The sequence below is a fragment of the Plantactinospora sp. CNZ321 genome (genome assembly GCF_004217235.1).
Window position 1 is genome coordinate 3453828 of record NZ_SHKQ01000001.1, and the last position, 23935, is coordinate 3477762.

The 23935-nt window shown below is 69.0% G+C and carries 21 protein-coding genes and 3 CRISPR repeat arrays (1 of these 24 running past the window's edge); of the genes, 11 read left to right on the top strand and 10 right to left on the bottom strand.

The features are described 5' to 3' along the window. Positions 1-77: 77 nt before the first annotated feature. From EV371_RS15260 to EV371_RS15275, 4 genes are all read left to right on the top strand, one after another. Positions 78-1328 (top strand): amino acid ABC transporter substrate-binding protein, encoded by a 1251-nt coding sequence (locus EV371_RS15260; protein ID WP_130462617.1) that lies wholly within the window; start codon positions 78-80, stop codon positions 1326-1328. 161 nt (positions 1329-1489) lie between these two features. Then, a complete protein-coding gene (locus tag EV371_RS15265) occupies positions 1490-2362 on the top strand; it encodes a branched-chain amino acid ABC transporter permease (protein WP_130462618.1) in 873 nt (290 codons plus the stop codon). Next, positions 2359-4401, top strand: a complete 2043-nt coding sequence (locus EV371_RS15270) for a branched-chain amino acid ABC transporter ATP-binding protein/permease (protein ID WP_130462619.1) — start codon at positions 2359-2361, stop codon at positions 4399-4401. Before EV371_RS15265 ends, EV371_RS15270 begins: the two co-directional genes overlap by 4 nt. Continuing rightward, positions 4394-5110 (top strand): ABC transporter ATP-binding protein, encoded by a 717-nt coding sequence (locus tag EV371_RS15275; protein WP_130462620.1) that lies wholly within the window; start codon positions 4394-4396, stop codon positions 5108-5110. The genes EV371_RS15270 and EV371_RS15275 overlap by 8 nt, the downstream gene beginning before the upstream one ends. Positions 5111-5253: 143 nt before the next feature. On the opposite strand, the gene EV371_RS15280 is transcribed toward EV371_RS15275, so the two are convergent. Beyond that, positions 5254-5529 carry a flavin reductase gene (locus EV371_RS15280; protein WP_486484626.1) on the bottom strand — a complete coding sequence of 92 codons (276 nt, stop codon included), beginning with the start codon at positions 5527-5529 and terminating at the stop codon, positions 5254-5256. A 3-nt stretch (positions 5530-5532) separates the two neighbouring features. Beyond that, positions 5533-5919 (bottom strand): YML083C domain-containing protein, encoded by a 387-nt coding sequence (locus tag EV371_RS15285; protein ID WP_130462621.1) that lies wholly within the window; start codon positions 5917-5919, stop codon positions 5533-5535. 144 nt (positions 5920-6063) lie between these two features. Here EV371_RS15285 and EV371_RS15290 point away from each other — a divergent pair, with 144 nt between their 5' ends. Further along, positions 6064-6828, top strand: a complete 765-nt coding sequence (locus tag EV371_RS15290) for a Scr1 family TA system antitoxin-like transcriptional regulator (RefSeq protein WP_130462622.1) — start codon at positions 6064-6066, stop codon at positions 6826-6828. Further along, positions 6821-7015 carry a DUF397 domain-containing protein gene (locus EV371_RS15295; protein WP_130462623.1) on the top strand — a complete coding sequence of 65 codons (195 nt, stop codon included), beginning with the start codon at positions 6821-6823 and terminating at the stop codon, positions 7013-7015. The genes EV371_RS15290 and EV371_RS15295 overlap by 8 nt, the downstream gene beginning before the upstream one ends. Positions 7016-7123: 108 nt before the next feature. After that, a CRISPR array of direct repeats spans positions 7124-8554; the repeat unit is 28 nt; unit sequence CTGCTCCCCGCGCACGCGGGGGTGATCC. Positions 8555-8646: 92 nt separating this feature from the next. After that, positions 8647-9101: direct repeats of the CRISPR family, unit length 28 nt; unit sequence CTGCTCCCCGCGCACGCGGGGGTGATCC. Positions 9102-9492: 391 nt separating this feature from the next. Here EV371_RS15295 and EV371_RS15300 read toward each other — a convergent pair. The 5 genes from EV371_RS15300 to casB form a co-directional block, all read right to left on the bottom strand. Continuing rightward, positions 9493-11001 (bottom strand): HsdM family class I SAM-dependent methyltransferase, encoded by a 1509-nt coding sequence (locus tag EV371_RS15300; protein WP_486484627.1) that lies wholly within the window; start codon positions 10999-11001, stop codon positions 9493-9495. Between the two features lie 266 nt (positions 11002-11267). Continuing rightward, entirely contained in the window at positions 11268-11972 is a 705-nt protein-coding gene (cas6e, locus tag EV371_RS15305; RefSeq protein WP_130462624.1) for a type I-E CRISPR-associated protein Cas6/Cse3/CasE, read from the bottom strand. Continuing rightward, positions 11963-12712 (bottom strand): type I-E CRISPR-associated protein Cas5/CasD, encoded by a 750-nt coding sequence (cas5e, locus tag EV371_RS15310; RefSeq protein ID WP_130462625.1) that lies wholly within the window; start codon positions 12710-12712, stop codon positions 11963-11965. Before cas5e ends, cas6e (EV371_RS15305) begins: the two co-directional genes overlap by 10 nt. Positions 12713-12716: 4 nt before the next feature. After that, the gene (gene cas7e, locus EV371_RS15315) at positions 12717-13889 is read right to left on the bottom strand and encodes a type I-E CRISPR-associated protein Cas7/Cse4/CasC (protein ID WP_130462626.1); all 1173 of its coding nucleotides are present in this window, start codon (positions 13887-13889) and stop codon (positions 12717-12719) included. 12 nt (positions 13890-13901) lie between these two features. After that, the gene (gene casB / locus EV371_RS15320) at positions 13902-14507 is read right to left on the bottom strand and encodes a type I-E CRISPR-associated protein Cse2/CasB (RefSeq protein WP_165436703.1); all 606 of its coding nucleotides are present in this window, start codon (positions 14505-14507) and stop codon (positions 13902-13904) included. Between the two features lie 466 nt (positions 14508-14973). Between casB and EV371_RS15325 the strand changes: the two genes are divergently transcribed. Beyond that, positions 14974-16239: an IS701 family transposase gene (locus EV371_RS15325; protein ID WP_130465942.1), complete on the top strand. Its 1266-nt coding sequence runs from the start codon at positions 14974-14976 to the stop codon at positions 16237-16239. On the opposite strand, the gene casA is transcribed toward EV371_RS15325, so the two are convergent. From casA to cas3, 3 genes are read right to left on the bottom strand one after another with little or no spacing between them, the layout of a single operon-like run. Further along, the gene (gene casA, locus EV371_RS15330; protein WP_130462628.1) at positions 16217-17587 is read right to left on the bottom strand and encodes a type I-E CRISPR-associated protein Cse1/CasA; all 1371 of its coding nucleotides are present in this window, start codon (positions 17585-17587) and stop codon (positions 16217-16219) included. The two genes, EV371_RS15325 and casA, sit on opposite strands and share 23 nt — an antisense overlap. Before the next feature lie 3 nt (positions 17588-17590). Further along, complete coding sequence (locus tag EV371_RS15335; protein WP_130462629.1) at positions 17591-17989, bottom strand: hypothetical protein; 399 nt, start codon at positions 17987-17989, stop codon at positions 17591-17593. Further along, positions 17982-20450: a CRISPR-associated helicase Cas3' gene (gene cas3, locus EV371_RS15340; protein ID WP_130462630.1), complete on the bottom strand. Its 2469-nt coding sequence runs from the start codon at positions 20448-20450 to the stop codon at positions 17982-17984. Before cas3 ends, EV371_RS15335 begins: the two co-directional genes overlap by 8 nt. A gap of 238 nt (positions 20451-20688) precedes the next feature. On the opposite strand from cas3, the gene EV371_RS15345 reads away from it, so the two are divergent. The 4 genes from EV371_RS15345 to cas2e are packed head-to-tail and all read left to right on the top strand — an operon-like array spanning position 20689 to position 23241. Beyond that, complete coding sequence (locus tag EV371_RS15345) at positions 20689-21183, top strand: type I-E CRISPR-associated protein Cas5/CasD (RefSeq protein WP_486484941.1); 495 nt, start codon at positions 20689-20691, stop codon at positions 21181-21183. A 2-nt stretch (positions 21184-21185) separates the two neighbouring features. Next, entirely contained in the window at positions 21186-21866 is a 681-nt protein-coding gene (gene cas6e, locus EV371_RS15350) for a type I-E CRISPR-associated protein Cas6/Cse3/CasE (RefSeq protein WP_130462632.1), read from the top strand. Continuing rightward, a complete protein-coding gene (cas1e, locus tag EV371_RS15355) occupies positions 21863-22831 on the top strand; it encodes a type I-E CRISPR-associated endonuclease Cas1e (protein WP_130462633.1) in 969 nt (322 codons plus the stop codon). The genes cas6e (EV371_RS15350) and cas1e overlap by 4 nt, the downstream gene beginning before the upstream one ends. Then, complete coding sequence (cas2e, locus tag EV371_RS15360; RefSeq protein ID WP_486484628.1) at positions 22831-23241, top strand: type I-E CRISPR-associated endoribonuclease Cas2; 411 nt, start codon at positions 22831-22833, stop codon at positions 23239-23241. The genes cas1e and cas2e overlap by 1 nt, the downstream gene beginning before the upstream one ends. 25 nt (positions 23242-23266) lie before the next feature. Beyond that, positions 23267-23935: a CRISPR direct-repeat array (repeat unit 28 nt; unit sequence CTGCTCCCCGCGCACGCGGGGGTGATCC); it runs 519 nt beyond the window's last position.

Consider the following 23935-nt stretch of genomic DNA (forward strand, 5'->3'; position numbering starts at 1 on the left):
ACCGCCGGGAGCCGTACCCGCCCCCGGGCCCCCGCGACAGCGACCCACTCCCGACAGCGACGAAAGGTATCCGACAGATGCGTAAGCGTTCCCTTGCCGCCGTCGCCACCGCACTGGCGCTCGGCGTGGCCGCCGCCGGCTGCGGCAACGGCTCCGGTTCCGGCTCCGACAACGACGACCCGATCGTGGTCGGCTCGACCCTCTCCCTCACCGGCGCCTTCGCGGCGACCGGGCAGATACACAAACTCGCCGGCGAGACCTTCGTCGAGCGGCTGAACGCCGCCGGTGGGCTTCTTGGCCGCCAGGTCGAGTGGAAGGTGGTCGACGACCAGTCCGACCAGTCCAAGGTCAGCCAGCTCTACGAGCGGCTGATCAGCCAGGACCGGGTGGACCTGATCATCGGCCCGTACGCCACCCCGAACATCCTCTCCGCGATGGCGGTCGCCCAGCGGCACGGGTACGTGATGCCCCAGCACACCGCCGTGCTGGCACCACAGCTGACCTACGAGTGCCAGTTCCCGGCCTGGTCGATCGGGCCCACCCCGAACCAGTTCATCCCGACCCAGCTCTTCGACGCGCTCGCCGCCCAACCCGACCCGCCGAAGTCGGTCGCGGTGCTGACCAGCCAGAGCGGCTCGGCCGCCTTCGTCTCCGACGGCTACGGCGAGGACAAGACCGGCGCGCTGAGCATCGCCCGGGAGCGGGGCATCGACGTCGTGGTCGACGTGCACTACCCGCCGACGACCACCGACTGGGCGCCGATCGCCACCCAGGTACGCGACGCCGACCCCGATCTCGTGATCAACAACGGTCTCGGGGTGGACGCGGTCAACCTCCTCCAGGCGATGGCCCAGCTCAACTACGAGCCGAAGCGGATGTTCAGCCTCTTCCCGGCACCCGGACCGCTGCTCGACCTCGGCGAGGTGGCCGAGGGGGTGCTGTCGGTGTCGATGTTCGAGCCGAACAAGCCGACCCTGGAGCGGCTCGGGGCGCCGGCCACCGAGATCGTGGACGACTTCACCGCCCGGGCCAAGGCGGCAGGGCTGCCGTACACGGTCTTCGAGACCCAGGCCGCCGCCTCCTGGAACGCCTGGGAGATCCTGGCCGCCGGGGTGAAGGAGAGCGGCGGGACCGACCAGAAGAAGATGTGCGACACCCTGCACGAGAAGGGCGCGGACACGACCTTCAGCGGCCACCTCAGCTTCGACCCGAAGGTGCAGAACTTCTGGCCGACCACCCAGGCCATCAAGCAGATCCAGCAGGGCGACTGGGTCACCGTCTGGCCGGCCGACCGGGCCGCCGCGCCGTTCGCCCCCGCCCGCTCGTGACCGCCCGCCCGTGACCGCGCGTCCGGGCCCGGCCCCAGACCCGGGCCCGGACGCGCCCACCGACCCGACCGATCCACTCCCCGGCCCGACAGCGCTGTCGCCGGTGGACGACATCACCAAGTGAAACCGCCCGACCGACCAGAAGCCGAGGCGACCCCCGTATGAACGTCATCCAGGCCACGCTCAGCGGAGCGCTGATCGGTGGCCTCTACGCCCTGATGGCCACCGGCCTCTCCGTCACCTGGGGGGTGCTGCGCGTCATCAACCTGGCCCACTTCGGACTGATTCTGATCGGCGCGTACCTCACGTTCCAGATCACCGTCTCGTGGCGGCTCGACCCGCTGCTGTCTCTGGTGGTGACGGTGCCGGCGCTCTTCGTGGCCGGCGCCGCGATCCAGTGGCTCTTCGACCGGCTGCGGTTGAGCGAGTTCAACTCGCTGCTGGTCAGCTTCGGGCTGCTGAGCATCACGATCCAGGTGGTCAGCAACATCTGGAGCGCCGACTTCCAGCGGATGCCGGCCGAGGTCAACCCGTACGCCACCGGCTCGGTCACGCTCGGCCGGCTGGTCTTCCCGATCACCACCCTGATGGCGTTCGGCCTCGCCCTGCTGGTGGTGGCCGCCGCACACCTGGTGCTGCGGCGTACCTTCGCCGGCCGGGCGATGCGGGCGATGGCCCAGGACCGGGCCGTCGCCGGTGCCTTCGGCGTCGACCACCGGCGGCTCAGCGTGCTGCTCGGCGGGGTGGTGGGTGCGACCGCAGCCCTCGCCGGGATGGTCTTCGCGCTGGCCAACGCGCTCACCCCGGAGACCGCGTACGAGTGGTTCGGCACCGTCTTCGCGGTGGTGATCCTCGGCGGGATCGGCGAGGTGGTCGGCACCTTCGCCTCCGGGATCCTGGTCGGGGTGCTCTCCGGCGTCGTCGCCGCGGTCTGGTCACCGGCGACCGCGCCGTTCGTGCTCTTCTCCGCGATCATCCTCGCCCTGCTGCTGCGCCCGCAGGGACTCTTCGCCACCACCGGAGGTGTCCGATGATGCGCCGGGGCGGGGTGGGACTGCTCGGGGCGTTCCTGGCGCTGGCCGCGCTCGGCGCCTTCGCCGACCAGCTCGGGATAGCCTCGTTCCATCTGGTGCTGCTCGGCTCGATCTGCTTCTGGATCGCCCAGGCGACGAGCTGGAACATCCTCTCCGGCTACAGCGGCTACTTCAGCTTCGGCCAGGCCGCGTACGTCGGGGTCGGCGCCTACAGCACCGCGGTGCTCGCCGGCCGGCACGGCGTCGACTTCTTCCTCACCCTGCCGGTGGCGGCGGTACTCTCCGGACTGCTCGCCCTCGGCATCGGCGCCGTGGCGTTCCGGCTCGGCTCGCTGCGCGGCGAGATCTTCGCGCTGCTGACCCTCGCCGTGCCGTTCATCCTGGCCGCGTTCGCCCGGATCAACCGGTCGGTCGACGGTGGACAGGGCGCCACCGTCCCGGTGCCCGAACTGCCGGCCGGGATCGGCTCGTTCCAGCAGTTCCAGTTCCTGCTGGCACTGCTGATCGCCACCGCAGCGGTCGCCGTCGCGTACGTCGTCCAGCACACCCGGCCCGGCGCCGCGCTGGCCGCGATCCGCGACGCCGAGGACGTGGCCGAGGTGACCGGGGTGGCGACGTTCCGGTACAAGATGCTGGCGATGCTGCTCAGCGGGGTACTCGGCGGCGTCGCCGGCAGCGTCTACGCGCTGCAGATCGGCTTCGTCACCGTCGAGAGCGTCTTCGGGCTGACCATCCCGCTCTTCGTCATCGTGATGGGAGTGCTGGGCGGGCGGCGACACTGGCTCGGACCGGTGATCGGCGCGGTACTGATCGTCACCTTGCAGGACCGGCTCTCGTCGTACGGGCTGGACGCGTACAACCTGATCATTCTCGGCGGCGTCCTCGCCCTGCTGGTCGCGCTCGCCCCCGACGGCCTGTACGCGCGGCTCCGGGCCCGGCCGCTGGTCGCGGCCGGCACCCTGGTGGTGGTGACCGGCGGCCTCGCGGTGCTGCGATTCTGGGGCGAACTGCTGGACTGGCTGGTCGTCGGGATGCTCGCCGCCAGCCTGGCCGCGATCGTGCTCGGCACGCCTCAGATCGCGGCCCGGCTCGGCCTGCGTCCGACCGGCGGCAGCGTGCCGAGCAGCAGTGCGGCAAGCGGTGACGGCGCGGCCGGCGGTGATAGTGCGCCCGACGGCGACGGCGTGGCCGAACCGGTGTCGGACCAGGTCACTGTCGCCGATGCTCTCGCCGGGGCCGTTGCGGGTGACGGTGCTGTCGGTGTCGGTGACGGTGATGGCGGTCGGTCGGTACCGGATCTGAGCGGCGGCAAGGTGCTGGTCGAGTGCCGCCAGGTGGCCCGGTACTTCGGTGGGGTGCACGCGCTGGAGGACGTGAGCGTGCAGATCCGGGAGGGCGAACTCGTCGGTCTCGTCGGACCGAACGGGTCCGGCAAGACGACCCTGGTCAACCTGCTCTCCGGGGCGATCCGGCCGACCCGGGGCACCATCCTGCTGGACGGGCAGGACATCACCCGGCTGCCTCCGCACCGGATCGCGCACGTCGGGATGGCGAGGACCTACCAGATCCCCCGACCGTTCGACTCGATGACCGTCCGGGACAACGTGGCGATGGCGATCATGTTCGGGCGTACGCCAACCTCGTTGCAGCGGGCCCGGCCGATGGCGGAACGCCACCTGCGTACGGTCGCGCTGGAACACCTCGCGGACGCGTACCCCGGCAGCCTCAACCTGCACCAGCGGCAACTGCTGGAGATGGCCCGGGCGATCGCCGCCAACCCCCGGGTGCTGCTGCTGGACGAGGCACTGGCCGGGCTCAACCCGGCCGAGGTCGACAACGCCGTCCGGGTGGTCCGGCGGATCCACGACAGCGGCATCACCATCGTCATCGTCGAGCACCTGCTGCGGGTGCTCAACCAGCTCGCCACCCGGCTGGTGGTGCTCGACCGGGGCACCTGCCTGGCCGACGGTGACCCGCAGACCGTGCTGAACGATCCGGCCGTGGTCCGCGCCTACCTGGGGAGGCAAGCTCATGTCTGAACCGTTGTTGCGGGTCCACGACCTCGACGTGCGCTACGGCGACGCCCAGGCGCTCTGGGACGTCGCGTTGGAGGTGCAGGAGGGGGAGACGGTCTGCGTCGTCGGCCCGAACGGTGCGGGCAAGTCGACACTGGTGAACGCCATCGCCGGGCTGCATCCGGCGTACCGTGGCAAAATCACCGTCGGCGGCGCCGACGTCACCCGGCTGCGCGGCCACCGCGTCTGCGGGCACGGCGTGGCGGTGGTCCCGGAGGGGCGGCGGATCTTTCCCCGGATGACCGTGCTGGACAACCTGGTGCTCGGCGCCTATCGACGGGGTGCCCGCCGGGAACACCGGGACACCCTGACCGAGGTCTACGCGCTCTTCCCCAGGCTGAGCGAACGTGCAGGTCAGCTCGCCGGCAGTCTGAGTGGGGGAGAGCAGCAGATGCTGGCGATCGGGCGGGCGCTGATGGCCCGGCCGCGCCTGCTGCTGCTCGACGAGCCGTCGCTGGGGCTCGCACCGGTCCGGGTCGACGAGGTCTACGACGCGATCGTCCAGATCAACGCGACCGGGGTGAGCGTGGTCGTGGTGGAGCAGGACGTGCAGCGGGCGCTCGCGGTGGCGGGCCGGGCGTACCTGCTCGGTGAGGGTCGGGTGGTGTTGACCGGGCCGGCGGACGAACTGCGCGACAGCCCCGAGGTGCGGCGCAGCGTGTTGGGGTTGTGAGCCGCCGGTCCGGAGCACCGGAGGGGGTCGGCTGTGCGGGTTCGCTGGCGGTCGACGGTGGGACTGGCGGTCGACGGTGGGAATTGGGCCCGCCCCGGACCGGGGGAGAGACGGTCCGGGGCGGGCGTGGGTGATGAGACGGGTCAGTGGCGGCGGGGGAGCCAGCCCAGAAGTTGTGCCGTGATCAGCGCGGGGTGCGTGTCGGGGAGTTGGCACAGGGCGCGGGCGAGATGCGTGCCGAGGTAGACCATCAGGCCGATCCGGTCACCGTGGTAGGCGGTCAACAGCGCCAGGCGGGCGGGCCGGCAGGGCCACGGAGAGGCGCAGGCGCGGCAGGCGTACGACCTGGTCGGGTTGTGGCCGTCTCGGGCGTACTTGCGCCGCACGTGCCGTAGCCAGCGCTCCTGCGGGCCGATCACCGGTCACACCCGTTCACCGCGCCGGGCGTGCTGCTCCTGAGGTTGGCGGCTGCGCGCTTCCGCGCGGCGATTCCTCGGCTGCGGGCTGGTGGATGGGTCCTGGGCGGGGCGGCGGTTGGTCGTTCGTGACCGGGCCGGTGGGGGAGCGGGGTCCGGCGTCAGAGCGCGGATTTCGGACCGCTCGGTCTCGGTGAAGTCGACGGGCGGCGTCGCGCGGCTGGCGGCTTGGTGCTGCTGGCGGGTCAGCGGCGGCACGGGTGAGGGCTGGTAAGGCATCGGCACCAGGTCGACCGAGTCCGGACAGCGCCAGTGAAAACCACACCGGCAGTACCGCCAGAGGCGTCGCCAGTCGCGGCGATGGTACGCCTTGGCTTTACGGCTGAGCGTCATGGGTGTCTCCCATCTGCGAAGTAGAGGCCGGAGAACTCGGTCTCGGTGAGTCGCTCAAATCCACTTTGCTTACTGTTGTGCTTCAAACACACTCCGTTGCAAGATGGACCCGGGACGTTCCGGACGTTCAAATGGGAGTTCGTGATGAACCGGACCTTTTTGGAAGCGATGACGGAGTCAGGCGAGACTCCGGAGAGTCTGGCGGAGCAAGTCGGCGTCGACCCGAAAACTGCTGCCCGGTGGGTGACTCCCGGACGCGTGCCGCAGACGCGACACAGGGCGAAGATCGCTGGGCTTGTGGGCCGGGACGTCGCAGAGCTCTGGCCGGACGTCCTAAAGCGGCGCGATCCCGTATGGTTTCGGCCGTGGGCCGACACGGAGCACGAGGCGGTGTCGCTCCGCTGGTATGAGCCGGCGTGGGTGCCTGGCGTTCTCCAGACCGAGGCGTACGCGCGGGCGACACTGGCGGGCGAGATGCTGACGGCTGAGGATGTCGACCGCCTGGTGACCGCGCGCCTACGGCGGCAGGCCATCCTGACCAGGGAGCGTCCGCCGCTGCTCGTGACGGTCCTGGATGAGGCTGTCATCCAGCGACTCTGCGCGAGTCCGCCCCGACTCTGCGCAGAGCAACTGGAGCGAATGATTGAGCTCGCTGCACTGCCGAACGTCGAGCTCCACGTTGTGCCGGCCAGCACCGGCCTCTACCCGGGACTCGGCGGCCAGTTCATCATTGCCGAGCTAAGCGATGGCGTGCGCGCCGGGTACGCCGACAGCCAGGTGGCGGCGCACATCGTGGAGGGAGTCGAGGACGTTGCTACGCTGGCGGGTAGATGGGAGCGGATTCGCAGTTTCGCCCTCCCAAGCTCTGCCTCACTGGCACTGATGAAGAAGGCAGCCCACCATGGATGACCTGGCCGGCGCCCACTGGCGCAAGAGCACCCGCAGCGGCAACAACGGCGGCGCCTGCGTAGAGGTCGCCGACAACCTTCCAGGCCGAGTGCTGATCCGAGACAGTAAGGACCGCGACGGTGCCGCCCTTACCTTCGACCCGGGCGCCTGGCGCTCGTTCGTCGAGGACGTTTCCCGGCGTCCGTAGCAGACGCATGCAGGCGCGCTGGATGCATTAGGTGTTGGAGAAACGATCTTGCGAACCAAAGTGAAGAAAAACGACCCATTTGATCTCTAGAGCAGCAGGTCAGGAAGCCTGCTCCCCGCGCACGCGGGGGTGATCCCCCTCAGACAGCGCCAGCACCGCCGGGGTCGCCCTGCTCCCCGCGCACGCGGGGGTGATCCGTAGCGTCCACGTGTTCCGGCTTAGGACGTGATCTGCTCCCCGCGCACGCGGGGGTGATCCCACATCCGCGCTCGTTACCGCGTGCCGGCCCGGCTGCTCCCCGCGCACGCGGGGGTGATCCCATGTGGCGCCGGATCGATAAGGCCGAGCACGCCTGCTCCCCGCGAACGCGGGGGTGATCCGCAAGCTGCCTCGCAGCGTCGGCAGCTCGGTAACTGCTCCCCGCGCACGCGGGGGTGATCCGGAGTACCGAACCATCGCGCGTCGAGTGGTGAGCTGCTCCCCGCGCACGCGGGGGTGATCCCTGTCCGGGACATGGCGTGGGACGGGGACATGTCTGCTCCCCGCGCACGCGGGGGTGATCCGACGATCCCGAGTGTCGGGGAGCCGGTGAACTGCTGCTCCCCGCGCGCGCGGGGGTGATCCGCTGGGGCAGGGACTCGGCAAGTTCGCGTCCATCTGCTCCCCGCGCACGCGGGGGTGATCCCCAGGCGTCCGCCACCCACTGGCGGGCCGCCGGCTGCTCCCCGCGCACGCGGGGGTGATCCCACGGCCGTCGCGCGCAGGAACTCGGGGCCCGGCTGCTTTCCGCGCACGCGGGGGTGATCCCTCGAGGCCGAGGAGCGGGACCTGCGGGAGACCCTGCTCCCCGCGCACGCGGGGGTGATCCGGTTCCGGCCCTCGATCGCGCGCAGGTTCGCGTCTGCTCCCCGCGCACGCGGGGGTGATCCCTACTCCTACGAGGACGGCGGGATCATCGGCGCCTGCTCCCCGCGCACGCGGGGGTGATCCCCGCCGGACCGCCTGCAAGTTCGCGGGCGCGTACTGCTCCCCGCGCACGCGGGGGTGATCCGTGGGTCCGGTCCAGCTGGACGCGGCCGAGCGTCTGCTCCCCGCGCACGCGGGGTGATCCCTTCCTGCCGCAGTACAAACGGCACCTGGGCCACTGCTCCCCGCGCACGCGGGGGTGATCCCGTGTTACCGGACGGCTTGGTCCGGACCACCTTCTGCTCCCCGTGCACGCGGGGGTGATCCTTTCCGCGCCGAGGTTAATGAACGGTGGCCAAACTGCTCCCCGCGCACGCGGGGGTGATCCCACGCCGATCTGGATCAAGGTCGACCCGGGAACCTGCTCCCCGCGCACGCGGGGGTGATCCGACGGTCACGATCCGCACCGACGGCGGCCAGGTCTGCTCCCCGCGCACGCGGGGGTGATCCCAGCGCAGGGCCGACGGCCTCAAGCGCCACACTCTGCTCCCCGCGCACGCGGGGGTGATCCGGGGCCTGCCACACCAGGCGCAACCGGAGAAGACTGCTCCCCGTGCACGCGGGGGTGATCCCTCCGCCTTCGCCCGGATGAACGCCGGGCTCGGCTGCTCCCGCGCACGCGGGGGTGATCCCGCGCGGGAGATCGCGGAGCCGCCGGCCTCAGCCTGCTCCCCGCGCACGCGGGGGTGATCCCATGGCCGGTTTGGAGCGCGGCCCACCTCCGCCCTGCTCCCCGCGCACGCGGGGGTGATCCCGTCGCTTGGGACCGGCTCGGCCGCGTGCTGGCCTGCTCCCCGCGCACGCGGGGGTGATCCGATGCATGACCTCGGGGAGTACGAGCGGCTACGCTGCTCCCCTCGCACGCGGGGGTGATCCCGCCACCACGGCGAAGGTCAGTGCGACCAGTTCCTGCTCCCCGCGCACGCGGGGGTGATCCGAATTGAACCCGCAACTGGACGCCCTCGGGAAGCTGCTCCCCGCGCACGCGGGGGTGATCCGTAGGCGGCGAGCACGTCGGCGACCTCCCGGCCCTGCTCGCCGCGCACGCGGGGGTGATCCCGCGAGGCGGACCTTGCACACGGCGGTGCCGGACTGCTCCCCGCGCACGCGGGGGTGATCCCGGCCCGCCAAGTCCCGGATACATCCCGACACTCTGGGGTGACCCCACCATCTCCAATGCTGGGTTGATCCGGGCCTGCTCCCCGCGCGCACGCTGGGGTGATCCAGGCGGCATCCCCGTACGCTACCTCTGGTGAGGGCTGCTCACCCTCGGGGGTGAATCGTTCGTGCAGCCGTCGTTCACCGGTCGGTGCTGCGTACCGCGTACGCAGGGCCCCTACCTCCCCGGTGCTCCCGAGGGGTCCGCTTTTCGCGTACGCAGCAGTGGTCTGCTGTGGACTTCCGAAAGGACTCACTGTGGAGGGCTTGATGGTGACGGTAATGCGAGGGCGCCGCCGCTGGCGGCAGCCCGCTCCAGCATCATCCGAAACTCGACGAGCTGGCGGAACGCATCACCGTACGCCCGCTGCTGCTCCAGCGGCATCACGGGGATCGCCAGCCGCCTGATGTCGATGCGCAGGGCGCCGTTGGCGGTGCTGGAGGCACGGCCGGCGACTCGTACGTTGTCCGTCCGCGAGACGACACCGGCGACGAACCACGGATCGAAGCGGGTCGTGTCGACGCGTACGAGTTGGGTGCCGGGACCGAGTTCGGCGCCGACCTGTTCCGGGGTGGCGACTCGGGCGTTGATCCTGTGCCCGATGGACGGGACGAGGATGTCGCCCGGCCGTACTCGCGTCTCCGACTCCTCGCGCTCGGTGCGGGGGGCCGAGCCGGTGGCCGGGCCCCCGGAGAGGATGTCGGCGGCGGTCAGCACGGTGCCGCTGGCTGATCGGCTGCGGGATGGGGCGCGCAGCACGGTGATGCTGCCGGATCAGATCGGCAATGTCGGCGTGCGGGGCTTCGCGTAGCGGTGCTGTCTGCGTCTCCCCGACCGGGGGCAGGGTGTGTCGCACCTGGTCGAGAAGGCGGACGAACTCGTCGATCCGGGCGATGGTCTGGGCCGGGCTGGTGGCAAGCCCGGCGGCCTGTGGTAGGTGGCGTTGCGGCGTCACGTCGACCTGGCCGTCGAGCAGGTCGATGGCGGGCACGGCGCGGTGGACACCGGGTAGTTCGGTGTAGTGATCGGACAGGTAGGCCGCCCAGGAGGCGCCCACGATGTCGGTGAGTGGCTGATGCTCGGATGCGCTCGTCGTGTCGACCATGAGGACCTCTCCGGCGCGCGGCTGCTGGGCCTCGTGCTGGGTGAGTACCCAGACGTGCAGTCCGATTCCGGTCGGCGGCATGAGGCCGGCGGGGAGAGCGACGACCGCGCGCAGGACTCCGTGCCGAATCAGTTCGGCGCGGATCCGGCGGCCCGCGGGGCGTGACGCGGCGGCGGGTGGCATGAGTACCACGGCGGTGCCGGTGGGGGAGAGGTGGGACAGCGCGTGCTGCACCCAGGCGAGTTCGGGTTCGGTTCGCGGCGGCAGACCGTAGGTCCAGCGTGGATCGTAGGCGAGGCGGTCGTGGCCCCAGTCGTGGATGCCGAACGGAAAGTTCGCCACGACCACGTCGGCCCGCAGTCCGGGTAGGGCGTCGGCGAGCAGGCTGTCACCCACGTGTACCACGGGGGGCTCGACGTCGTGGCCGGCGTGCCGGGCACGCAGGTGTACGAACCACAGCCGCAGCAGGGTGATCAGGGCGTACTGGGAGTTGATTTCCTGGGCGTAGCAGCGGAGGGTCGTGCCGTCCGCCAGGGCGCGGTCGGCGGCCATCCGCAGAATTGAGCCGGTGCCGCAGGTGAAGTCGAAGATTCGGGCTCCGGAGCCGGCGAGCGCGAGCATCACTTCGGCAACGCTGCTCGGTGTGCCGGCGAGGCCGGACAGCGACTGGGCCGAGGTCACGTACTGGCCGTGCAGATACTCGAAGGCCGCCTCGGCGCCCTGTTCGGCGCCGAGCTGGTCGACCGTGCGCAACACGGTGGTGAGCTGCCCGTCCCACTGCTTCGGCAGCCGGTCTCCGACCTGGGTTGCCAGGCCGGGGTCGAGGGCCCGCAGCCGGGTGACGAGCTGTTTCGGGGTGGGCAGGCTGGCGTCGGCCGGGGTGATCCGTTGTTGGATAGAAGGTGGGCGAGGCGAAGTGCCTGCTCCCCGCGCACGCGGGCGGTGATCCGCTGCCTCCCTTGTGCTTGGGGAGCAGCTTTCCTCGATAGCCGGTCGTCCGGGCTGCCTCCTACATCACGCGGTCAAGCAGCTCTGCGGGGAGCCAAGCTGATCAACCCACACCCGTATGCCTTCCCGTGGCCAATGCCTTGTTGGACAGCAGTGCGGAAGGCTTCGGTGTCGGTGACCACTAGGTGTCCTTCGAACCGCACCGGGGCGAGAGTGATCGGGCCTTTCTCCCCGTGCCGACGTTGTCCCGATGCCGTAAGGCACGGTGAGGGGGACACGTCGGGATGACCGCTCTGGGTGGCGGGCACCACGAAGCCATGTTGGCTGCCCTTCCGGATCAGCCACTCGATCTGTTCTTCGGGCTTGTGGCGGGCAATCCTCATGCCGCGCGGACGCTTGCCGCCCTCGGGCGGTGGCCGGTCGCGGTCCGCAGGGCGTACGACAGTGCGGGTGGGGTTGCCGACGAGGCGGAAAGCGAAGGTCCGCCCGGGACTGATCGCGTCGAGCAGTGGTTGTAGGCTACGTACCTCGGCTGACTGGGTAAGGTAGTCCGCCGGAAGCCGGCTCCAGTCGGGCTTGGAACTGCTCTGCACGTACTGCACGAACCCCCGGTGGACGCTGTCGAGCCGCCAGAGTACAGACTGTGACTGCCGCGCGGGAGTGTCATTGGGCAGGTCCGGGTACCCACACATCACCGTTCGGTGCATCTGCCGAAGGTCGGCGTGATCGCGTCGGAAGTCCCGCGAGTAGACATTGATCGTGAGTTTGCTCAGGTACACGTCGATTCCTTCGTGGAGATCATCTCATCCGTGAGTGGGACCGAGCCGGTCTGGACGGCTCGGGCGGCGTACCGCCGGTCCTCGGGCTTGAATGAGAGTGGAACGTCCAGCCGTACTTCGGCCCCCGGATCGCGTGAGTCGCATTCGACCACGGTGCGTAGCGGAGTCCGGTCGGCGTGCCGGCGCTCCGCTTCGCGGACCTCGGTTCGATCCTCGAGCCACGGATGGGTGGCCAGCACGGCCTCCATGGGCTGCGAAGTCAGGCCGATTCCGCTGACGAACTGCTCGTCGTTGGCGTTGCGCATCAGCGGTCGGGCGGGCGGGAACGCACGGCGGCCCAGGAAGAGCGGCCAGACCGGTGCCCGAAGCGCTGCCTCGATCCGGTCGAGGGGTGCGTCCTCATCGCCCTCGAGCACCACCAGGAACACCGCGTCAGCGAGGTAATAGCGGTGGCTGAGTGCGGTTCGGTGCCCCCCACCTGAGGTCGTGGGCACGTTCAGGGTGACGTGGTAGTCGCGCTCAAGGATGCCTTCGCGGTCTACTCTCGTGCCCATCCGCAGCTGACTGAGTTCGGCGATGGCATCGGTGTCGTCGCGGGAGGTCCCGAGTGCTGCTGCGACCAGGCCGATGACCCCAGACTTGCTGGGTTCTCGACCGGTGTCGCGGATGCTGCCCCGAGATCTGGAACCCCAGGATTGCATTGGCGCGTCGAGACATAGCGCGAGGGAGCGGATGGCCATGCGCTCAGGCCTTCGTGGCGGCCAGGACCCGCGACACCAACTCGTGCCGGCTGGGTGCGATCTCACCCTCCGCGAGACCGTCCAACTCGGCGGTGACGGAGGCGGCGACGACTGCACGGAGCCCGTCCTCCCCGTAGAAGCGGCGTATGCGGTTGAAGTGACCGAGCAGGGCGCGGGTGGAAGCGACCATGAGGTCACTGTCGGAGACCGGCTTGAGGAAGGCGTTCGCCAGGTTCCAGGCGCCGGAGTCACGAACTACGACCAGGAGCGTCTCGGGCGGCGTCAGGGCGGCTGTGGAATTCTGCTTGCCGCTGGGTACCGCGTCGATGAACGCGTTCAACCACGCCCGGGTGGCGCGTGCCATCAGGTCGGTGTCCCCACGGAGGTTCTGGCTTAGTTGGTCGAGATGCAGGTTGGCGTACCGGTAGTAGCAGGCGGCGTTGAAGTCGACCGTGCCGATCATGTCGGCGCCGGACTCGTCAGAGGGCTGGAGGTCGTCCACAGCCGTGAAGTAGTCGTACTCGTTGACCACCGCGTGGGTCGAGATGGCATGCGCGACCTGGGACGCCGCATTGACGTTGAAGTCCTTGTTGTCGGCGATCATGCGCCCGAAGAGCGCCACGTCGACGACACGACTGGCGTCGAGAATCCGTGCTGCTGCCTCCAGCGTCGTCTTGTCCGGCTTGACCTTGCTCTTCTTCTCGTCGGTCGTGTCGTCCTTCGAGGCGTCAGCCTTCTTTTTCGCTGCCGCGTTGGCCCGGGCCGCCGCATCGGCGGCTAGGCGACCCCAGTCCCGCTCGCAGTAGTCGGCGAGAAGATCCACAGCGTCGTTTCCGACGAAGAGCAGGTATTCGGTGAGGGTGGATCGGCGCTTGTCGAGCCCTAGACCGAGGGCCAACAGCGCCGATGAGGCGACGCCGACGGCCTCATCAAGGTTGCGGCCGCGTTCTCCGAGCAGGGTTGCGGTCTTGGCCACGAGCCGCTTGGTGCGGATTCCGGTCTCGCTGGCCTCGAGCCCGTGGCGCTGGAAGAGCAGCCGTGCGGAGCGCTTCAGTGACTGGCTCGAGATCCGACCCCGCAACTGGCCGCCGAAGGTGGCGGTCTTGGGCTGGCCGACGTCGTCACGGTTGAGGTTGCTGACCGGGAAGGACTGCAGCAGGTGCAACTCGATGATCACTAGTTCTCCTGGTTAGGCGTCGACCGGCTCCGCAGGGGCATCTGCGGTCGGTTCTGGTTCGATGGGGAGAGTCTGGCTGGGCTTGGGCCGACGCTTCGGCCTGTGGTAATCCCGCGCCCAGCTCAGCCTGACGCGGTGGGTCTCTTCGCGGGGTTCCTGCATCTCAATCAGGTCGGTGAGCAGGCGAAGGTAGTCGATGGCGACTTCGGCGGAGCGGAGGAGCTGGATGGCCTGTCGCAGGTAGTGCGGCATCGCCGCCACGTCGACCGACAGCAGTTGAGTGAAGCGACGTGCGGCTGAGGGACGCTTCTCGACGAGTTCCTGCATCGCAGCACCGAGGCTCCGTCCTCGGACGGTGTTGGCGTGCGGATGCAGAGCGAACAGTCCTGCAACCAGGAGCCAGAGATCTTGTTCGCGGAGCGGTGGCTCGTGCGGGAAGACCACATCGTAGGCTTCGACTTGTTGCTGCTGACCGGCGAAAGACCGACGAAGTCGCGCCAGTGTCTGGCGAGCTTCCCCAGATCGCTGCGGGTTGGTCGAGGTTACGGCGTAGTGCAACCCGTAGAGGTGGCGGACGAAGGCCTCCCGCCGCTGGATAACCGTCAGATTGGAGTCCACGTGTTGTCTCCTAGTCCACGAGGCCGGCGAGGTGTCCGCGATACGCCCTGATTTCGGCGTCGAGCTGGTCGATGAACCGCCCGTAGCATTCGCCGGCGACCTCGAGGTTGCGGCCCTGCCGAGGTGAGCCTTCGGCCCATCGGGCTGCAGCCTGACTTGCGATCTGTCGTACGGCACTGGCCCAGGATTGTGTGGCTCGGGCCAGGGTGGTGCCCGTCTCAAGTCCGAGGGCGATTGCTTCCAGGAAGGTGTCAAAGGGCCGGGACAAACGCGTCCAGTACGCGAGGTCGAGGCTGGACGAGGCTAATACGGCAGCCGCCGTTTGGGATCTTGCTGCTCGGGTGGGGTGGACGCGAGACGGCCACCGCGTGATCGTCTGTGTGTTGTGGACACAACATCAGATCTTGCGGTGGCCGCGTGCCACAGCGTAGCCGTCGTCCGGTGGGAGCGGGTGCTGGCCGGCGTGCTGGGGTGCTTCGCGGGCCGGTTCGGGCGGGTGGAGCCGCGTCGTGCAGCGGCGGAGTTCGTGACCGGGTTGCTGGCTGATCTTGAAATCAAGACGTGTTGGCAGTTGGCGGAGCGGGCCGGTCACGCCCGGCCGGACGCGATGCAGCGGCTGCTGTACCGGGCGGTGTGGGACGCCGACGCTGTCCGCGACGACCTGCGGCAGCTGATCACCGACCGGTTCGGTGCCCCGGAGGCAGTCCTGGTGGTCGACGAGACCGGCGACCTGAAGAAGGGCACCCACACGGTCGGGGTGCAGCGGCAGTACACGGGCACCGCCGGGCGGATCGAGAACAGCCAGGTCGGGGTGTTCCTGGGCTACGCCGGCTCGGGCGGGCACACGCTGATCGACCGTCGGGTGTATCTACCGGCGTCGTGGACCGAGGACCGTCAGCGGTGCGCAGCTGCTGGCGTGCCTGACGAGATCGAATTCGCTACCAAGTCGGAGCTGGCCGCCGACATGATCACCGCCGCGATCGACGCCGGCGTGCCGGCGGGCTGGGCCGCCGCGGACGAGGCTTACGGCAATAGCGGCGCGTTCCGCGCTCACCTGCGCGAACACCGCCTCGGCTACGTCCTCGCGGTGTCCCGCAGCCACCTGGTCCCACTCGACGGCGGCAAGACCAGAGTTCGCGCCGACCGCATCGCCGACGACCTGCCCGACTCGGCCTGGCAGCGCCGATCGGCCGGCGTCGGCTCGAAAGGCCCCCGCTACTACGACTGGGCCTGGCTCGACGATGTCACCACCGACGCCGACCCCGACGATGACGGCCACCACAGCTTGCTGATCCGCCGCAACACCACTACCGGTGAGCTGGCCTTCTACCGCTGCTGGACTCCGCGCCGGGCCGCCCTCGCCCAACTCGTCCGCGTCGCGGGCATCCGATGGACCGTTGAGGAGAGCTTCCAGGCCGCGAAGGGCCAGATCGGTCTGGACCAGCACCAGGTCCGCCGCTGGGACTCCTGGCACCGGTTCACCACCCTGGCCCTGGCCGCCCTCGCCGTCTTGGTGATCTGCGCCGCTGACGCCGCCAAAGACGATCCGGCCAGCACTGGGTTGATCAAGCTGACGGTCAACGAGGTTCGACGACTGATCAACGCCGGCATCATCCGCCCGATCACCCAACTCGCCCATCGTCTGCGCTGGTCACAGTGGCGACGCCGGCATCAAGCCCGAGCCCGACGATGCCACTACACACGCCGCCTCAACCTCGAACTTCAGCTCTGATCACGAAGGGCGGCTGCCGTACTAAGGCGCGGAACTGAGCCCGATGGTCGCGCTCCATCTGGGTCAACGCGCTTCCCACAAGGTTGGCCAGCTCGATAGTCCGTCCGATGACCGGACCGGCGACCTTGAAGTCGGCCCGCAGCAGGGCGACCGGTGCCGAGACCGTTTCCTCCAGCGCCTGCTGGATGACCGAGCCCTTGCTGTCGAGCTGCTGGCCGAAGACTCGAAGGGTGTAGACGGCATCTGGAGCGAGGTATCCCCGCGTTGCCATGGTCGCAACATTGTCGAGGGTCTGCGGTCGCTGCCAGTGCCGCTCCTCGCCGCCGATCGGAGCAAGCAGAAGCTCCTGGCTGAACCGCCAAACACCGCGGTGCTCCTGAAGACGGACCGGATACCACGGCCCGTACGTCGGCTTGCCAGCCTTGCCCTTCGCGCCGCGTCCTCGACTCGTTCGGACCCGCCGGTGAGCCGCCATCCATTCGTTGTCCTGCGGGTCACCGGAGAGCCGGGTTCCCGGCGTGATGACGACCCGCTCCACCGTCGCGGCTCCGTCGTATTGACGAGGCACTAGCCAGACACGTCGGCTGGGCCAGGTCAGCAGGTCGGTCCACCCCTGAGGGTGTCGCTTGTCCGGCTCGGGCCGGGGCGGATCGGCCTCCCAGACGGGTCGGTCGCCGGCGCCGGTGTTGCGCGGCATCTCCTCGTCCGGAAGGTAGGGCAGGAGGTTGAGCAACAACGTCTCCTTGAGGTTGCTGCCCTCCACCAGGACCATGCCCATGCCGTTGGCCGGCGCAGCCTGCGATGACTTGTCTTTGGCGTACGGCGTCTTCATTCCGCCCGGGTCGTACGCCTGAAGGGTGACCAGCCAACGTGCCGCCTCGGCGGGTGATAGACGTACCTCGTCGGCGGCTGTCGTGTGGTCGAACAACGTGGTGTTGTTACCGACGGCCAGATGCGGCACCAGCTTCGCCGCACTGGACGAGGTCACCTGGGCCACAGCGGGACACTGGAAGAACGGGCGCTCGCTGTCGAACAACTCGAACCAACGGGACTGGAAGTGCGGCGCCTCATCTCCTCGTGCTTCCGTAGGATCAGGCAATTGCTCGGCTTGCCACAGGTCGCCCCAGGCATCGTCGCTCGCCGGCCCGTAGACACGGTGCATCAGGGCCAAGACCAGCCGGTGCAGCGCGGCCGTCATCGGTGGCGTGTGCCCGAGGATCCGCCGGATCAGATGGGCCTTCGTCAACAGGGTGACCAGATCCACTTCGTCGGGACGATCGCCGGCCGCGCCCGTGCTGTCCAGCCAGACGACCGGAAGCCAGGGCTCCTCGGCCAGGTTGAAACGCATGCTTCATCCGTCCTGATCTTGATCAATGCCGCCATCGGCCGCCGGGTCGACAACTCGAAGGCCGGTAGCGTCGGAGTAACGCACCGACAGGCCAGCAGCGACCCCGTGTCCGTCCCGGACTACCACTGGCCGCGAATCGGCCAACCAGGGCGACGCGGCGAAGAGTGCTGGGGTCGGGATCGCCCGGAGGGAATTCCGGATCAGCGAGGAACATCCTTCTCCCGGGGCGAGCCGCACCGTGGCATCCATGAGCTCAGACAGGAGCTCGGGTACCGGAGGCCCCTCGGCGTCCAGATCTACGGGAATGGTCCCCGTCACCGGGAGTATGTGACCATCGATGGCGCGCAGTACCACGACGTCGACCCAATCGTCGACGGGATGGCTGCCCGGGAAGTCATCCATCACGTCGACCGCGCCCGTCCGGCTTCCGGGTTTGACCCGTGTGCCTCCGATGTTTCGTCAGCTCCAAGAGAGCACCTGGTTTGGTTGGCGGTGGCAGGTAGAGCGCCATCGCGAGTTTTCGCTCAGCCTCCCTGGCCGCATCGAGCTTGCTCTGTGCCATGTGCCATCGCGCTTTCCACGTTGGCGGGAAGGAGATCGTCTCGGGATCTGAGTACACGGCGTCGACCAGCCGGGGCACATCGTCGGGCATGCGTAGACAACGCCGTTCACGCAGCAGCGCCCAGGTGCGTAGGAGGAGCATGTCCTGGTAGACCGAGAGGGTGTATCTGGGCCAATCCGGCCCGGACGTCTTGTCGGTCACTCCGGTCACGACGAGTATGGGCGGGGCTAGCGGGTCAGTCGTTCTGAAGCGATGTAACCGCCCCGCCCGCTGGATCAGGCTGTCCACCGGAGCGAGGTCGGTAGCCATCGAATCAAAGTCGAGGTCCAGACTCTGCTCGAGAACTTGGGTGCCAACGACGATGTATCCCGATCGAGGGGCTCGCTGCCCGCCCCTACCGACGATCTGCCGCAGCTCCAGTTCCAGACCGGCGCGTGGTCCTGCCGCCAGCTGGCCCGTTAGAGAGACGATTCGCGGACGGTCGCGCTCGGGCAGCCCAGCCACTATCGCTTCCAACAAGGCCACGGTCTGATCGACACGGCGAACAAGATTGTGGATCACCGCGACAGCCCGCCCCTTGCTTGCCTCCTTCAAGGCCCAGCCAGCGAGCTCGTCGTCAGGTAGGTGCATCAGCTCGACTTCGCGGGCGGCGTTGGTGCCCGATGCCTCGGCCCGGACGACATCCGGAGTCCCGGTCCCATCGAGCCAGATGGCATGTGGGTAGGTCAGCGGCGGCAGGTCGAGCTCAACCTGGTTGGGACGGCTATGCCGAGCACCGGAATACCAGGCACGCAGCAACTCCTCCCGGCGACGCCGGGGGAGGGTCGCGGACAGCAGGATCACCGGTACGCCAAGCCAACCCAGCCATTGCAGCAACCGATCCAGGATCGTAGACATGTAGACCTGGTAGCCGTGCACCTCGTCCAGAATGAGCACCCTGTTGGAAAGCCCGACCAGAGGCACTGGCGCCCAGGGGGAGCGGATCCCGCCCTGCAGAACCCGATCGACGGTGCCCACAGCGAGTGGGGCGAGGAGGGCCCGCAGCCGGGTGAACCATTCGCGGACTGCCTGGTCCTGGCTACCGGTTGGATCGTCAGTGCCGACGTTCTCCGGGCTGACCGCCTCAGCACGTACGGCTCGCGCCCGGCGATCGGCCAGGTAATCGCCAGCCGTGCCATGCAGGAGTCTGATCGGCAGAGCCTGGTCCAGCCTCTTCACCAGGTCTTCTACCTCATCGAACATCTGATTGCTGGTTGCTCGCGTCGGCATCGCGATGAAGAAGCCGGCCAGCCGGAGCTGGTGGATCAGGCTGATGGCCGACTGCAGTGCGGTCCTCGTCTTGCCGTCGCCGGTAGGAGCCTCGATGACGAGGATGCCCGGCCGAGACTTGGCGCGGACCCTGTCCTCGACCGCCCACTGCAGCGGCCGAGGCTGCTGGCCGAACAGGTGCTGGAAGCTGAGGTCCTCCCCGGTCGCCCACTCCGACCATCCGAGCCGGTCTACGACCTGCTCGACCGCACGGTTGCGGGAGAGCTGGATGTAGGCCTGCATATCGACACCGCTGCCTGCGTGCGTCGCCTTGCTGATAGAACCGGAAGCGATCCAGTCGCTCACTGTCGTGAGTCCGGCCAGTGCGACCGCGCCGCCCGTCCCGAGCGCCACCTCCGACCAGGGAACGGTACGGGGATCAGGTAGCCCGAGCAGTGACGAAGTACGGCAGAACAACTCTTCGATCCACCCCGCCCACCGCTGCCCACCGTGATCGAAGACGGCCGGCTCGACATCACGGAGGACCTGATCGGAGAAGAAGGCGCCGTGGTGACCGCCGAGAACCTGGGCCAGCGTGTGGGCAGTGTTCGGCTCCGCGCCCCATCCGAGGAGCAAGCGACGGATGTGAAGTGCGGTCAGGACGCCGTGGAAAGTGTCCGTACGCCTGGCGCCGCTCCGCAGGCGGCTCAACCTCTCCGTCTCCTGAACCGCCTCGGGCGGCAACAGTCTTGCCGCTACGTCCGCGCGCAGCGCCTGAAACGCGGGTGACAGCTTCCCCAGATCATGCAGGCCGCACAGCAGGGCGGTCCACTGAGCCGGGCTGCCGCCGAGCGGCTTGAAGGCTGCGTCAAGTTCTCGTCTGCATGCCGAGCTCAATAGCCGCTCGTAGAGCAGCTCCGCGACGACGGCGGTGTCGATGGTGTGGCAGATCAAGGGGTGCGGGATGGTCTCCTCGCCCTGCTTTGCGGCACCAGCCTTTCCCCAGAAGACCCTGAGGTCGATCTCTTCAGGATGCGACACCACACCTGCCACTCCGTCTTGCTCGCTTCCCGCAGTAGTCGAACGCGGGGGACCAGCAAGCTGTCCTCGCGCTCCGTGATTGTCCGCAGGCGGTCGAGAATCTCCGGTTGCGTAGGCCTGCCCAAGGTACTTGTCGGAAAGGTGACATACTGGGCTGGTCCTCGGCGAGAAGCTGGGGGTGCCCCATGCCTCGCGGACATCTGCGAGCCGTTAGATCATTTCCCCGCGGCTGGACCAGCCCGGGCAGATCCTGCGGGACTTCCAGACGGCCCGCAGCCTCGACGGTCGCCAGAGCGCACCGCTGACCTACCGTTTCTACCTCTCCGACGCGGCGTTTCTCGGCGCGGTCGGCGGCGACCGGGAACTGCTGGACGGCCTGGCGGAGGCGCTGAACCGACCCCGATTCCCGCTCTACCTCGGGCGCCGGTCGTGCCCGCCGGTCGGGCCGATCAGCCTCGGTGTGCACGACGAAACCCTCGATGACGCGCTGAGAGACTGGCCGTGGATCGCCTCCGAGTGGCACTGCAGGCGGGCGTCCCGCGAGGTTCTGCTGGAGGTCATCCGGGACGCCCGTCCGGGCGAGCCGGTCACCGAGACCGTGCCCGACGAGCCGGTCAGCTTCGACCCGGCGCACCGGCAGCACATCTGGCGATCCGTGCTGCGCCAGCACGTACCGGTCACGAACGACCTCGCCGAGCGGGCCGGTGTCGCCGAGCACGACCCGTTGAGCCTGCTGGGAGGCTGAGCATGTTCCTGACCCGATTCCAGATCAACCCGGCCCGGCGCAACGCCCGGAAGCTGCTCTCCTCGCCACACGCCATGCACGCGGCGGTCCGCGCGGCGTTCCGCGAAGCCGAGGACTACGAGCGCGCCGGCACCCGTACGCTGTGGCGGCTCGACACCCGGGCCACCGCCACCGTCCACCTCTACATCGTCAGCCCTGGCCGCCCCGATCTCACCCACCTGGTCGAGCAGGTCGGCTGGCCAACGGCCGAAGGTGAGCCATGGGTGACCCGTGACTACGACGGGCTGCTCGGCTCGCTGCATCCCGGACAGCAGTGGGCATTCCGGCTCACCGCCAACCCGACCCACAGCGGGCGCAAGACCGCCGACGCCAAGGAGACACAGCGCTTCGGCCACCTGCGCGAACCCGAGCAGCTCGGATGGCTGGCCAGCCGGGCCGACCGGCACGGCTTCGCCCTGGCGACCCAGCACGACGGCCGGCCCAATCTGCGGCTGCACCGGCGCCACACGCAGACGTTCAAGCGCGGCCTGGGCACCGTCACCCTCACCACGGCGACCTATGACGGCATCCTCCAGGTCACCGATGCGTGCGCCTTCCGCCGGGCGTTGACCAGCGGAATCGGGCATGCCAAGGCGTACGGCTGCGGCCTGCTCACCCTCGCGCCCGCCCAAACCGCCCGGTGAAGATCCCCGGTGTCCCACCGGCGGAACTGGCGGACCTCAACCGTGCCCAGGACCGGCTCAGCTTTCTCTACCTCGAACGCTGCGTCATCCACCGCGACAGCAACGCGATCACCGCCACCGACGACAAGGGAGTGGCCCACATCCCGGCCGCCACCCTCGGCGTCCTGATGCTCGGACCCGGGACCAGCATCACCCAACAGGCGATGATGCTTCTCGCCGACAACGGTGCCACTGCGGTCTGGGTCGGCGAGCAGGGCGTCCGCTACTACGCGCACGGACGCCCGCTCGCCCGATCCAGCCGGTTGCTCGTGGCCCAGGCCGCTGCGGTCTCGCAGCGCGACCGGCGGCTGCGGGTGGCCCGAGAGATGTATCGGATGCGCTTTCCGGGTGAGGACACCAGCGCCCTCACCATGCAGCAACTGCGGGGCAAGGAAGGGGCCCGGGTACGCCGCTGCTACCGCGAGCACGCCAAGCGCACCGGCGTGACCTGGAACAACCGGGAGTACGACCCGGACGACTTCGGTGGCAGCGACCCCGTCAACCAGGCGCTTTCCGCCGCGCACGCCTGCCTGTACGGCATCGTGCACGCCGTCATCGTCGCCATCGGCGCCTCACCCGGCCTCGGCTTCGTGCATACCGGCCACGATCGATCCTTTGTCTACGACATCGCCGACCTCTACAAGGCTGACATCACCATCCCAGTCGCCTTCGACATCGCCGCCAGCGGCTCCACCGACGTCGGCGGCGACACCCGTCGTGCCGTCCGGGACCGAGCCCATGGCGGTGCCCTCCTCGACCGCTGCGTACGCGACATCCGGACACTGCTGCTCGGCCCCGCTCCCGCCGGACCGATCGACGAGCAGTGGCTCGGCGAGGAGCCGGAAGGCGGCACCGTACGCCTGTGGGACGAGGAGGGCTACGAACTCGCCGGCGGACGGAACTACAGCGACGAGGTGGACTTCTGATGACCGTCATCATCCTCACCGCCTGCCCCGAAGGGCTGCGCGGCCACCTGACGCAATGGCTGCTGGAGATCTCCGCCGGGGTTTACGTGGGACACGTCAACAGCCGGATCCGACACCGGCTCTGGGCCAAGGTCGTCGAGATGGCGGGACCTGGCCGAGCGCTGCTCGTCTATCAACATCCGGGGGAGCAACGGTTGTGTTTCGAGGTACACGACCACCACTGGAAGCCGGTCGACTTCGACGGGATCACCCTGATCCGCAGACCGACGGAGCGAAGCACGTACAACCCTGCTCTGCCAAGAGGCTGGAGCAAGGCGTCGAAGCGCCGTCGGTTCGGACGGCGGGGCCCAGCGGGCAGGGACACCACGGCGGCCAGCCCAAGACAAAGTGAAGAAAAAACCGAGAGTTGATCTACGGAGCCCCAGGTCAAGAAGCCTGCTCCCCGCGCACGCGGGGGTGATCCCCTCTGGCGCCGATACTGGAAGATCGGTGGTGGCTGCTCCCCGCGCACGCGGGGGTGATCCGGCGCCGACAAGCAGCTTCACGACGCCTGTGATCTGCTCCCCGCGCACGCGGGGGTGATCCGTACCCCGGCTGGCGGACCCGGGGCCGGGACACCTGCTCCCCGCGCACGCGGGGGTGATCCGGCGGCTAAGCTCGGCGGCCCGGCAGACGAGATCTGCTCCCCGCGCACGCGGGGGTGATCCGGCGGCTAAGCTCGGCGGCCCGGCAGACGAGATCTGCTCCCCGCGCACGCGGGGGTGATCCCTTGGCTGGGAAGGCGCGAAACAGCACCGGGACTGCTCCCCGCGCACGCGGGGGTGATCCTCTGGCCCGGGAGTCTGTCCGGGCGCAGAACGACTGCTCCCCGCGCACGCGGGGGTGATCCCCCGCCGAGCCCGGGCGGCGCGGCGACGCACCGCTGCTCCCCGCGCACGCAGGGGTGATCCCGGGTCGGTGCCGATCTACGACTCGGACGAGCCCTGCTCCCCGCGCACGCGGGGGTGATCCGGGCGCGCTGCTCGTCGGCACCGGCCCCGGTGTCTGCTCCCCGCGCACGCGGGGGTGATCCGATGGCGCCGGCCGACGCGTGCCGGAAAGCGA